The 12,872-nt window shown below is 38.0% G+C and carries 12 protein-coding genes; 7 read left to right on the forward strand and 5 right to left on the reverse strand.

From position 1 onward, the window contains the following. Positions 1 to 197: 197 nt before the first annotated feature. The gene (locus tag QZT73_RS01250; protein ID WP_291777592.1) at positions 198 to 683 is read left to right on the forward strand and encodes a low molecular weight protein-tyrosine-phosphatase; all 486 of its coding nucleotides are present in this window, start codon (positions 198 to 200) and stop codon (positions 681 to 683) included. Beyond that, positions 664 to 1,548, forward strand: a complete 885-nt coding sequence (locus tag QZT73_RS01255) for a fructosamine kinase family protein (protein WP_291786208.1) — start codon at positions 664 to 666, stop codon at positions 1,546 to 1,548. The genes QZT73_RS01250 and QZT73_RS01255 overlap by 20 nt, the downstream gene beginning before the upstream one ends. On the opposite strand, the gene QZT73_RS01260 is transcribed toward QZT73_RS01255, so the two are convergent. Continuing rightward, entirely contained in the window at positions 1,540 to 2,811 is a 1,272-nt protein-coding gene (locus tag QZT73_RS01260; RefSeq protein ID WP_291786209.1) for an aspartate kinase, read from the reverse strand. The genes QZT73_RS01255 and QZT73_RS01260 overlap by 9 nt on opposite strands. Positions 2,812 to 2,871: 60 nt before the next feature. On the opposite strand from QZT73_RS01260, the gene fbp reads away from it, so the two are divergent. Continuing rightward, entirely contained in the window at positions 2,872 to 3,912 is a 1,041-nt protein-coding gene (gene fbp / locus QZT73_RS01265; protein WP_291777586.1) for a class 1 fructose-bisphosphatase, read from the forward strand. Between the two features lie 69 nt (positions 3,913 to 3,981). On the opposite strand, the gene QZT73_RS01270 is transcribed toward fbp, so the two are convergent. Genes QZT73_RS01270 through yihA form a run of 3 tightly spaced genes read right to left on the reverse strand, consistent with a single transcriptional unit; the run spans position 3,982 to position 5,429 of the window. Then, the gene (locus QZT73_RS01270; protein ID WP_291786210.1) at positions 3,982 to 4,284 is read right to left on the reverse strand and encodes a hypothetical protein; all 303 of its coding nucleotides are present in this window, start codon (positions 4,282 to 4,284) and stop codon (positions 3,982 to 3,984) included. A gap of 46 nt (positions 4,285 to 4,330) precedes the next feature. Further along, positions 4,331 to 4,765: a DUF5606 domain-containing protein gene (locus tag QZT73_RS01275; protein WP_291777580.1), complete on the reverse strand. Its 435-nt coding sequence runs from the start codon at positions 4,763 to 4,765 to the stop codon at positions 4,331 to 4,333. A gap of 55 nt (positions 4,766 to 4,820) precedes the next feature. Then, positions 4,821 to 5,429 (reverse strand): ribosome biogenesis GTP-binding protein YihA/YsxC, encoded by a 609-nt coding sequence (yihA, locus tag QZT73_RS01280; RefSeq protein ID WP_291777577.1) that lies wholly within the window; start codon positions 5,427 to 5,429, stop codon positions 4,821 to 4,823. Positions 5,430 to 5,549: 120 nt separating this feature from the next. Between yihA and ubiE the strand changes: the two genes are divergently transcribed. Both ubiE and QZT73_RS01290 read left to right on the forward strand, forming a co-directional pair. Then, a complete protein-coding gene (ubiE, locus tag QZT73_RS01285) occupies positions 5,550 to 6,272 on the forward strand; it encodes a bifunctional demethylmenaquinone methyltransferase/2-methoxy-6-polyprenyl-1,4-benzoquinol methylase UbiE (protein ID WP_291786212.1) in 723 nt (240 codons plus the stop codon). After that, complete coding sequence (locus QZT73_RS01290) at positions 6,221 to 6,994, forward strand: porin family protein (protein ID WP_291786214.1); 774 nt, start codon at positions 6,221 to 6,223, stop codon at positions 6,992 to 6,994. Before ubiE ends, QZT73_RS01290 begins: the two co-directional genes overlap by 52 nt. 116 nt (positions 6,995 to 7,110) lie before the next feature. Here QZT73_RS01290 and QZT73_RS01295 read toward each other — a convergent pair whose 3' ends face one another. Beyond that, a complete protein-coding gene (locus QZT73_RS01295) occupies positions 7,111 to 7,698 on the reverse strand; it encodes a hypothetical protein (RefSeq protein ID WP_291786216.1) in 588 nt (195 codons plus the stop codon). Positions 7,699 to 8,000: 302 nt separating this feature from the next. Here QZT73_RS01295 and QZT73_RS01300 point away from each other — a divergent pair, with 302 nt between their 5' ends. Together QZT73_RS01300 and QZT73_RS01305 are read left to right on the forward strand one after the other, a co-directional pair. Then, positions 8,001 to 11,999: a two-component regulator propeller domain-containing protein gene (locus QZT73_RS01300; protein WP_291786217.1), complete on the forward strand. Its 3,999-nt coding sequence runs from the start codon at positions 8,001 to 8,003 to the stop codon at positions 11,997 to 11,999. A gap of 241 nt (positions 12,000 to 12,240) precedes the next feature. Then, the gene (locus tag QZT73_RS01305; RefSeq protein ID WP_291784850.1) at positions 12,241 to 12,744 is read left to right on the forward strand and encodes an outer membrane beta-barrel protein; all 504 of its coding nucleotides are present in this window, start codon (positions 12,241 to 12,243) and stop codon (positions 12,742 to 12,744) included. Positions 12,745 to 12,872 lie beyond the last annotated feature (128 nt).

A 12,872-nucleotide genomic window follows, 5' to 3' on the forward strand; every position in this document is an offset into this window, starting at 1 on the left:
AATTGATTAAAAAAAAATAAATAATAATTTATGTTTAAAAAATACCTATATTATTTTAAATTAATCTTCATGTCCAAACATTGGATATGTTTTTTTGATTCCTACTTAAAATAAGTTTTGTTTGCTCCTTCCATGTGAGTCAATTTTTTTTTATCTTGTATCTTTGTAAAGTCAATGAGAAAGCCCGAGTAATTGAAATAGTTAAAGTTCTGTTTGTTTGTTTAGGAAATATTTGCAGGTCTCCTCTTGCGGAAGCAATTTTCAATCATAAAATCAACCAATCCAATCTGATTCACAAATTCAGCAGTGACAGTTGTGGGACTTCAGATTATCATATTGGTGAATTGCCTGATGAACGTACACTAAACTGTGCGGCAAAATATGGGATTCCTATTCAACATAGGGCAAGACAGATTAACAGGGTAGATTTAAGGGATTTTGATTATCTGATTGCCATGGATAACTCCAATAAAAAAAACATCAGCACTTTACTTCAAAATCACAACATCAATCACGACCGCATTTTTTTGATCCGTGAATTCCAGCCCGAGACAGATTCTTTAGAAGTTCCTGATCCTTATTATGGAGGATCCGAATGTTTTGAAGAGGTTTATGGAATCCTGAATGATGCAATAGAACATTTTTTGGAGCATCTCAGAAAGCATGAGGGGACCTATGTTTGATGATCAGCGTTTCATTGAGCAAGCGCTTTATATCAGTTTGGGAAAGGAAGAATCAATAGTTCAAAACAGGCTGGTTGCGGCTGGTAATATCAATCAAGGTATTTATATCGAGACAGCTGACTCAGGATTTTTTTTAAAGGTAAACTTTGAACAGAATCTTGATATTTTTGAAAAAGAGGCTGCCGGACTTGAGTTGATGAAAGAGAATACCCCGTTAAAAATCCCTGAGGTATACCATGTTGGAAGGATAGCAGACAGAAATTTTTTATTGATGGAGTGGATATTTTCCGGTTCTGCCAAAAGAAGTTATTGGGAAGAATTAGGTTTGGGTTTGGCACAGATGCACATGGCCACCAGGCCAAGTTTTGGCTTGGATACCCATAATTATATCGCATCCCTTGTTCAGGACAATGCAAATCAGATTTCTTGGAGCGATTTTTTTGTTGAAAAAAGGCTTGAACCCTTGATTGGTAAAGCCTATTATGAAGGCTTGCTCGATCTCGATTTTTATAAAACCTTCCAATCCATTTATCCTCGGATGCAGGAAATTTTCCCTAAAGAGAAGCCTGCATTGCTCCATGGCGACCTCTGGTCCGGCAATATCATGTGCAATGAAATGGGTTCAGCAGTATTCATAGACCCTGCGGTCTATTTTGGACACAGGGAGATGGACTTGGCCTTTGCCCAGTTATTTGGAGGTTTTGATGACAGATTCTACCGTGCTTATCAAGAGGTTTTTCCTTTGGAACCCGGATTTGATTTGAGAGTGCCAGTGTACAATCTTTACCCTTTATTGGTGCATTTGTTATTGTTTGGTAAAAGCTACCTTTCTGGTATTAGGAAAACCGTGAATAGTTTACTGTAAGGGTTTGGTCACCATCTGAAATGTGGACCTTGTAACCTGTTCCATAAATACCTCCCTGTGCTTCATCAGTTCCTCAATTATTTCAGGATTATGGTTTTTTACAGTAAGGAGTTGAAGGGATTCATTGTACCGGATTTCAAATTGCTCTTTTAATATTTCAATTAATTTCTCAAGTTTAAAAAGCTGCTTGTCGATGACAATGGATATGCTAATTGCAGATATCTGGAGCATATTGACTTTTAGTTTCAGCAGTTTCAGGTTAGCATATACCTGATGGATATGTCCTTCATCGATAAAAGAAAAGTCCGTTACTTTAAAACTGACCAAAACCTGTTCATCTTTGACTACAATACAGGGAATACTATTGGTATAAGGTACTTTATGTATAATTGTTCCGGATTTATGCGGTTCTAAAAAAGATTTAACATAAAGGGGAATAGAAAGGTTGGCCAGGGGTTTGATTGTTTTGGGATGAATGACTGATGCGCCATAATAAGTGAGTTCGGCAGCTTCCTGATAATCCAGTTCATCAAATTTAACGGTATTTGGAAATCTTTTGGGATCAGCATTGAGAACGCCTTCTACGTCTTTCCAGATGGTTACTGACCTGGCATGTAGGCAGGCAGCAAGGATGGCTGCAGAAAAATCAGAGCCTTCCCTTCCCAGTGTGGTAGTTCGTCCATTCTTTTCCCTGGCTATAAAACCCTGTGTTACGACAGGAAATTTTTCCAAAAGGGGCACCAGCTGTTTTTTAATTTTTTGAGAAGTAATTTTCCAATCCACTGTTGCAAAGCGGTAGTCCGAATTGCTGTGTATGAGTTCCCTTGCATCCTGCCATAAACAAAAAATATTTTGTGTACAAAGGTATTCCTGAATGATTCTTGTGGCTAAAAGCTCTCCGTTGGCGATCACCTCATCATAAATTTGGTCAAAATTATCCCTGTTTAAGTCCTGCTGTAGTTCCCGGGAGAGTTGGATGAAGTGATTTTCTATTTGATAATGAATGCTATGTGCAGTATCAAAAAGATCTTTGCAAATCTCGAGATGAAACCCCATTAAATTTGTAATATTCAAAGAATAGTCTTCTCCCAGTAATTTTTTTTCCAGTATAACTTCAAGCGCATTGGTAGTCTTACCCATAGCAGAAACCACAATTACAGTGTGATTTCGCAATCGATTGTATAAAATTCTTGATAGGTTTTTGATGGATTCAGCATCTTTTACAGAAGCTCCTCCAAATTTAAAAACAAAAGTTTTTAACATAGGAAATTATGTTGTAATTTTCAATATGGAATAACTCAAATATAACTTTTCTAATATTTTATGAAAATCAAATATTACAAACCCAGCGATTCCAAGTTAGCCTATTCAGTAGGAGTTACGCTAGATCGTTTTATTAAAAAGAAACAGGATGAGTTCCCATTTGCTTCCGGAGAACTTTCCCAATTGCTCAGAGACATTGCCCTTGCCGCAAAGATAGTCAATCGGGAGACGAATAGGGCAGGATTAGCCAATATAGTCGGAGCTTTTGGCAATACCAATGTGCAAGGGGAAGAACAACAAAAGTTGGACGTAGTGGCCAATATCCGCTTTACCCGTGCCCTGACAAAAGGAGGGGAGGTTTGTGCCATCGTTTCTGAAGAGGATGATGAGGTTATTGACCTTCAAAACAATTCAGGAAAATATGTGGTGGCTATTGATCCTTTGGATGGTTCCTCCAATATTGATGTGAACATTTCCATTGGAACCATATTTTCCATTTACCGCAGGGTGACTCCAGTGGGAAGTCCTATAAAGCAGGAGGATATTATGCAGCCCGGTAATCAGCAGGTTGCCGCAGGATATGTACTGTATGGCTCTTCTACCATGCTTGTTTATACTACGGGTCATGGAGTCAATGGATTTACTTACGAGGCTTCACTAGGAGAGTTTTTCCTGTCACATCCGGACATGAAAGCTCCCAAAAACGGTCTGATTTACAGTATTAATGAAGGAACTTTTAATCTATTTGAGCCAGGTTTAAAAGCATACATTGATTTTTGTAAGAACAAAGAATTCAGGGCCAGATACATAGGTAGCCTCGTAGCCGATTTCCACAGGAATTTATTAAAAGGAGGTATCTATATCTATCCCGCCACTCCCAAGTCACCCTCTGGAAAGTTAAGGTTACTTTATGAAGCCAATGCATTGGCTTTTATTGCTGAACAGGCAGGTGCCAAAGCTACTGATGGTGAATATAGAATTCTTGATATTGTGCCCAGCTCCTTGCACCAGAGAACGCCATTGTATATTGGTTCGATAGATATGGTAAATCAGGCGGCTTCGATGCTTAAAAAGCACAGGGCCCTTGTTGTGGAAAAATAAACTAGATTAAGCGTACAGATTGATTGGGTTCCGCGGAAAGGTTTTCCAGCCTGACCGCGGATTTTCCATTTATGGGTGCTTGTATTTTTGGCGGATTTCAATTTTCTGAATCTGGCGTTTGACCAGGGCTGAACTGAGCTCATATGCCATGCTTTCAGGAGCGGACTCATGGAGTATTTTCTTCAATTTATTTTCTCCCAGGTCAATCCTGTAGCAGATGCTCAAGAGCCTTTCCAAATCCCTATCCAGCATTTTTTTGACAGTTGGAAGGATAAGTTGAATCAAGTCCTCTTCACTCAATTCTTCCTTGATTACCGGTAGTTCAAAGGCCTTTTCAAAGTAAGCTTTGGAAGCTTTAATGATTTCCGACATGCTGCTTAAAAATTAAAAAAGTGGAGATTTTGGCTCCACTGTAAGTTTATTCTGGCTGATTTTCTTCCCCTTCCCCTTCTGTTTCTTTCTTTAGAAGATCAGGGGTCTCAGATTTGATGATTCTGTACCAAGAGATCAATTTCTTAATATCTGATGGGTAAACTTTGGTTTCATCATAATCAGGAAGTACGTGTCTGAGGAATGCTTTCAGTTCATCGGCATCCGCATCTGCATCAAGTCCCAAATCTCCATCAAATTCCACATCGATTTTTTTCATGATTTCTTCAATAGGAGAGGCACCTTCTTCAGTATTGGTATACATAGAAATCTCTCCTAAGATGGAAACGCGGTGATTGGCACCTACCACAAGTTTGCTTTTTTTGCTATCCAGAGATTCCAGGATGACACCTCCTCTGGTTGGCTTTAATACTTTGTATAGTCCCGGTTTTCCCGAAACTGTTGCTATTTCATTAAACTTCATCTTCTGCATTGTTTTAGGCCTGCAAAGATAGGATTTCCCTTAAAAAGGCCAAGAGTTAACGTTGACTATCGTAATATTCCGAAACTTCCGCTTCAATAAATGCCAAGAGCTCTTCCTTGCCTTCACCGGTTTGCGCAGAGCTGATAAAGTATTGGGGTTCGTCCCCAAAAATATCCAGGCATGCATCCAGGAAATACCTGACATTGGCATTGGTTTTGGTTTTGCTTTGTTTGTCTGATTTGGTAAAAATCAACACAAAGGGAATTTCTCTCTCCCCGCACCAGGTAATGAACTCCAGATCAATTGACTGTGGTTCCAGTCTGCTGTCTATCAGGACACTGACGGCAACGAGGTTTTCTCTATTGGTCAGATAGTCACTGATCATTTTTTCCCAAGTAGACTTGATGCTCTTGCTTACTTTGGCAAATCCATAACCCGGAAGGTCGACCAGGAACCATTTGTCATCTATGATAAAGTGATTGATGAGCTGTGTTTTTCCAGGTTTCCCTGAAGTTTTGGCCAAATTTTTATTATTGGTCAGCATATTCACCAATGAGCTTTTCCCAACGTTGGAGCGTCCAATGAAGGCAAACTCTGGCTTCGTAGGAGAAGGGCATTTCCTATAGTCCGTATTGCTGATTACAAAACTGGCTTTTTTGATCATTGTTTTTTTTACAAAGGTAATGGATTTGAAAGAATTCAGAGGTTCTAAATTGCCATATAATCTGCAACATTTTTTAGATGCTCGGGTTTACTTAGTAATATTGCACAAATTAATAAGCCCATGTCGGTAGTACCATACAAAGAAAAGCAGGAAGGGAAAAAGGAGCAGGTAGCAGAGATGTTCAATAACATCAGCAAGAAGTATGACTTTTTGAACCACCTTTTGAGTTTAGGGATTGATATCATTTGGAGGAAAAAAGCAGTCAAACTGCTCAAAAAAGACCAGCCAAAGCTGATATTGGATATTGCCACTGGCACAGGGGATTTTGCCATTGAAGCTTTGGCCCTTAATCCCGATAAGATTATCGGTGTGGATATTTCAGAAGGGATGCTTGAAGAAGGCAGAAAAAAAATGAAAAAGCGGAAGCTTGATCACATTATCGACTTACAGTTGGGCGATTCGGAGAAGTTATTGTTTGAAGATAATAAGTTTGATGCCGTGATCGTTTCATTTGGAGTGAGAAACTTTGAAAATCTGGAAAAAGGTCTTGCGGATATGTATAGGGTATTGAAGCCAGGAGGAAAAACCGTGGTAGTAGAATTTTCCAAGCCCAAAAAATTTCCAATGAAGCAATTGTATAATTTTTATTTCAAGTATATTTTGCCTCAAATTGGAAAATTGATATCCAAGGACAATTCCGCCTATACCTACTTACCGGAATCGGTACAGGTATTTCCAGATGGCAAAGATTTTCTTGCTATATTGGAAAAAGTAGGCTTTAAAAATACGCAATGCAAACCCTTAACTTTCGGCATCAGCTCCATTTATGTGGGAGAAAAATAATCCTGCTTGCATTATTGGCCCTTATCATTCCCTTAGCCTCTTTTTCTCAGGCCAGGTATGGAGAGATCAGCAAAGCGGGTCAGGATGACAGGTTGTTGTCTTATGGGTTTTTTCTTGCGGCACATACCAACACGTTCAGACTTAAATACAGTGATTCTTTTTTGGAGCTTCCTGAGCTCAATGGCAATAATATTGAGAGCATAGTACCGGTATATAGTTCTGGGTTTTCTTTAGGTTTTTTGGGTATTCTTAGGCTTCACGATCAACTCAATCTCGTTTTTACACCAAAAATCGGCTTTTATGAATTTCAGACGGATGTCAATTTCATAGGGGATCAGGTAACTACAGAAGGGGCTCAAAGGAGATCAGAAACGATGATGTCTGAATCAACAATGATTGAGTTTCCCTTAATTTTCAAGTACAAGGCACAGCGCTTTAACAACAGTCGAATGTTTTTCACTGCAGGTGGGAGTTATATGTTCAGGACCAAGGATCAGGAAGAAGCAGACATAGAAGGTATTGTGACTACCGGCAGGGATATCACGGTGGACCTCGGGGTAGGCTTTGATATGTATTTCAAGTTTTTTAAGTTTTCACCTGAAATACGGTTTTCCCACGGTCTGATGAATCTTTACAGGCCGGAAACCACAGATCCAAGATTCAGGGACCTGATCTCAGAAATACGCCGTAAATCCATTACCCTTTATCTACACTTTCAATAAGGATATAATGGTGAGTTTGTATCATTCTCAAAAAAGATGAAAAAGAGTTTATAAATAGAGTAGATTTGATTCAAGAGATATTTAAGACTACAAACTTTCAAAGTTCCCCTCTAATCTTATTCCAATTCAGTGAGTTTTACAAATTCCCAAAGATCCACAACCGACATCATTTGCCCTTTAAAAATGAAAAGAAATCTCTCATTGTAGATAAATTCTATTTCTGCATATTTTTCTATGCTGCGTTCGGTTTCCCTTACCTTGTTTTGATTTCTTCTGTAGATTTTGGTAAACCCTGTATTTGATTTTTCTTCATAGTCTAGATCTAGTCGCTGTTCAGCTGCCTGTAACAATACAGAACCGTTATTCCCCGCGCCATCAAGAATTTCTATTGTAACCAATTTGCTTTTATTGAGGTCCTTTTGGTAAACACCTAAAATCCCATTCATGCTGGCAGCATCCTTGTATCCCGAAATGAGCTTTGTCCTCGAGAAATCGCCGATTTTTTCAGGAACAAAGCGTTCTAAGTTTTCCTTGGTATAAGGGATTTCATTTTCAAGTATTTTCTCCCCCGTTTCCAAATCTTGAAATGAGATGGCTTTCTGATTTGAAATGGGAACATCTTTGTTTTTTCTATCCGTACAGGAATAAAATAGATTGAATAGAAAAATCAATATGAATACCCGACAAAGAATTCGGTTTTTCATTTTTTTTCGGTTAAGGTATTTGGGTAATCCAATCTTTGGTACCCTGTAATAAAGCCTTTTGGATTTTCGGATTTTGAGATTTTATTTTTTTCATCCAATTATCTATCAAATTTAGTTTTCTAAACTGATAATCGGTAAGAGGTCTGTAACCAAAAATATAAACAGGGTAACATTTTCAGAAAAACATTTTGAAAATGCTATAAATTCAATGAATTTAATCGAATAATACATCTGATACAAAATAAATTATTAAATTTAAATCAATGACTGTTCATGGGTTTAGGAATTTGATGAAGCCAGTAATGCTAAGATTAGTTTATAACAATTATATATGGCTTTTTTTCAAATTGCTGTCTTATGTAATCTGTGTCAATGTATACGGGCAAGGCGATCTTAGTTTCAGGCAGCTTTCAGTCAATGAAGGACTTTCCCAAAATTCGGCAGTTTCCATTTCACAGGACAAAGATGGGTTTTTATGGATTGCCACTCAGGAAGGACTCAATAAATATGATGGCATTGATTTTTATGTTTACAATAAAAAGTTTCCTGATGTCACAGAAGAAAAAAGACTATTGCTTGGGAAAGTAATGGCAGACTCCCAAAATAGGATTTGGATCATTCCGGATACAGCCATTCCAGAACTCTTGGATCGTACAAAGAATGAGTTTTTTGCAATAGCAGGTATAAAAGCAGCCAATTGTCTATATGAGGATGAAAAGAACAACATACTTTTTGGAACCTTATCTGGTCAACTATATCGATGGAACGATGCAATTCATAAAGCAGAAATGATTTGGACTGATCCCGAATTGGAATTTGTATCCATAAGTCAATATGATTCCGAAAATTTGCTGCTGGTATTTAGACATTCACTGGCTATTCTGAACATAGAGACCCGACATTATGAATTGTTATGGAATCCCGGTGAAGCAGTGTATCTGTCCAGTGTCAAGGTGGACCAAAACAGAAATATTTGGGTAGGTACTTTGGATAGCGGCTTGTGGAGAAGTACTCCCAATTTGGACGGCAATTATCATTTTTCGCCCTACTGGGAAGGTTCGGGAGGAGAATCGGATATGGTCTTGGAAGTTTTTGTAGATTCTCATGATAGGATTTGGGTAGCAACCTATGGTAAGGGTGCGCTTTTGATTGATACAGATAGTGAAGGTTTAAAATTTTTTGAATATTCAAAGCAAAATCCCAGATCTATCCATTACAATGACATCCTTTGTATTTTCGAAGATTACACAGGCACGCTTTGGTTTGGTACTGATGGGGCAGGCTTAAGTTTTTATGACAGTTATCTGGAAAAATTTAATTTTTTTCATAATCAACAGGTTCCTGAGAATATTCATATTGATGTGATACGCGCTATTTATGTGGATGAATTTGAGCATGTTTGGCTGGGAACTTCAGGAAAAGGATTGACCCGTTTTGATCCCAAAACCGGTAATTGGAAGACATATATTCATCAGGAAAGGAACCCTCAAAGTATTAAGAGCAATCGGATAATGAGTTTGCAGGGTGATGAAAAAGGCAAACTATGGATTGGTTATCAGGATGAAGGTCTGAGTATCATGGACATCGTATCTGAAAAACTTAAACATTTCGATGCCAATTCTGTATTGGAAATGCCAGGAAACACCATTTGGAAAATATTCAAAGACTCCGAAGAAAGATTCTGGATAGGGACCCGAAATAATGGACTACTGTTATTCGATCCTGAAATAGGCTTGATTCAACAATACACCCATATAGAATCAGATCCAAACAGCATCCCTGATAATAATATCCGAACGATTATTGAAGCGGGTAATGGTAAGTATTGGATAGGAACTGAAAATCAGGGAATAGCAAAATTTGATTTCAAAACCGGGAAATTTCAAAATTTCAGGAATGATCCCAACCAAAACCAATCCATAAGCAGCAACAATATCAAATCCCTTTACCTTTCCAAGCAAGACGAATTATGGATAGGAACCAATGGAACGGGATTGAACAAAATGGATTTGAAAAGTCAGGAAATGACCATTATCAATACTGATTCTGGACTTTCTAATGATGTGATTTATGGAATTCTTCCAGATAGAAAAGGGGATCTTTGGTTAAGTTCAAATAAAGGCATTACAAAAATTGAAATGTCCGATGGACCAGAGACAAAATACCAAATCACGAATTATTCCAATTACGATGGGCTTGCAACTGAGTTCAATACAGGGGCCTACTTTAAGGCAAAAGATGGGACTTTGTATTTTGGCAGCTTGGAGGGGTTTTATTGGTTTAATGCCGCAGACATTGCCTTAAACGACATCCAACCTAAAACTGCTATTACAGAGATTTCTATTTTTAATAAACCTATTGGTTTTTCTGAAAATCTAAAGCTGAAACATTTCGAAAATACCATCACTATCAATATGGCGAGTTTGGTTTTTTCCTCTCCTGCTAAAAATCAATTCCTTTACAAACTGGATAATCATGATGAAGACTGGGTATTCAATGGGAATAATCATCAGGCAAGGTATACCAACCTTTCTCCTGGGGACTACACCTTTATGGCTAAATCCAGCAACTATGATGGTATTTGGAATGAAGAACCAGTTACCCTTAAAATTAAAATTCTACCCCCATGGTACCTGACCATCTGGGCTAAAGTATTTTATATTTTGATTTCGGTTTTAGCAATATTTGGGATCTACCAGTATTTAAAATGGCGTTTGAAAATGCAATTAAGCCTGAGACAAAAAGAAGATGAGGCCCTGCGTTTGATCGAGATTGATGCATTCAAATCCAATCTTTTTACCAATATTTCGCATGAATTCCGTACTCCGCTTACTTTGATTTCAGGTCCAGTGGAGCGCTTGATCAATTCTTCTGATAACCCCATCTTCAAATCCCAACTTAATTTGATCAAACAGCAGTCCACCCGCTTATTGAATCTTGTGGACCAATTACTGGAAGTTTCCAGGATAAAATCCGGTAAACATCAATTAAAGATCAGAAAGGGAAATCTCAGTCTTTTGCTCCAATCGATTGTATCTAATTTTTTTTATCAGGCAGCAGAGAAAAATATGAAGATCAAACCAAAAATCCCCTTGATGAGTGAAGTTTGGTTTGATGGGGATAAAATTGAAAAAATCATTACCAACCTGCTACAGAATGCCATTAAATATGGTAAACCACAAACTGATATTTTTTTGAAGTCAAAATTGGATCAAAACCATTTGGAATTTGAGTTGACCAATACCAGTATCAAGACTTACAGTCAACAGGAGATCAAACATTTATTTGACAAGTTTTATAAATCGGATGCTAATGCCGTGGGTTTTGGTATCGGACTGGCTTTGGTTAAAGATCTCGTGGACTTGAATCAGGGTCAAATTTCGGTGGATTTTGATGAAAAAACCGCCGCCTTTATGGTTAGGGTTCATTTACCTGTTGATAAATATGCCTTTAGACCTGAAGAGGTGGAGGAAAATGATTATAGAGAAACTCCGCAGATTCTCTCGGAGAAAAATGACGGGCTCAATGAGCAGCTCCCATTAATTCTTGTAATTGAAGACAATGAGGAAGTCAGAAGGTTTATTTGTAATGAACTGCGTCTTTACTATGATGTGGTAGAGGCCAAGGATGGAAAGGAAGGAATATTTAAGGCATTTAAAAAAATCCCTGATTTGGTCATATCAGATGTAATGATGCCTGAAACAAATGGTATTGAAGTGTGCAAAATTTTGAAGCACGATGAAAAAACTTCCCATATTCCTATCATATTACTGACTGCAAAATCCGAAGAAACTGCTAAAATCAAAGGCTTGGAAGTAGGGGCAGATGATTATATCCTTAAACCGTTTTCTGTTCAGCAAATGCTTATCCGCATTCAAAAACTGATTGAATTAAGAAGAAATCTCCGGGTCAGGTACTCTGGAAAAATCAGTGTCAGTCCCAATGAGATTGCAGTAAGCTCAACAGATGAAAAATTTTTAGAGAAAATTCAGACTATTGTGGATAATGATTTGGCTGACGGAGATTTCTCCGTTCAGGATTTCTGTAAAAAATTAGGCATGAGCAGAATGCAGTTACATCGAAAATTAACTGCGCTGACCGGATTATCTACCACAGCTTTTATCAGGGACCAAAGGTTAAGGTTGGCTTTACAGAGATTGGACAAATCAGGAGAAACTATTTCTGAGATTGCATATGCGGTAGGATTTAGTTCACCTTCCTATTTTATAAAATGCTTTAAAGAAACTTATCAGATGACTCCGAATGAGTACCTGAGCAATCATAAAGGCAAAGAATGCTAAGATTTTCAAAGTGCTTCCTAAAGCCTACTTTTTGATGACCTATTAGAAATTTTTCATACAGGTTTTTATCTAACAACTGGATTGTTCTCTAATAATGCTGTTTTCAATGGCCTAATGTTACGGAATTGGGATTACCTGGTACATCATTGATATTAAATCAGTCATGGAAATCAGAACTTTGTTTGCATGAGGGGCATCAAAAATTCAGTGGTGTCCAGTTGATAACCAAAAAAACAAACTTATGAAAAGATTCTTGATAATTACCACATTATTTACCTTGGCAGGATTCCAATCAATGGCACAGATCAATAGGAGCGGAGGCCTATTCTTAGGCTACAGCACGGATATAAATAAGATTGGAATAGGGGTGAATGCCGAATTCCCGATCGTGGAGAAATTGAGCATTGCACCAAGCTTTTTTTATTATTTCCCAGAAAAGGAAGATGGGGTCAGCCTGAATTTTCTTGAGTTCAATGGAAATGCTAATTATTATTTCTTTCAAAATGAAAGTATGGGTGTGTATGCTTTGGGAGGGCTGAACTTTACGCGGACTTCGGTTTCTTTTGAGGGGTCAAATTTTTTCGGAGGTGGGTTTTCACCTTCAAGCAGCAATGTAGGTTTGAACTTGGGGGCAGGGGCCAACTTTATTGTAAGTGAAAAATTAAGCCCTTTTGCTGAAGTTAAATATGTAGCTTCCAATTTTGGGCGATTGGTCATCTTCGGAGGAGTAAAAATAAATTTTTGATAAAAAACTAAATAGGGCTTGCTGAAAAAGTCTCAGGTATGCCAGCTTCAAAGCGGGCGAATGAAGATGTATGCTTATACTTCGAATGAGCCCAATGAAGAAGATGGTATGCCTGAGGCTAGCCTGAA

This window comes from Cecembia sp., from assembly GCF_007126775.1.
Classification (GTDB): Bacteria; Bacteroidota; Bacteroidia; order Cytophagales; family Cyclobacteriaceae; genus Cecembia.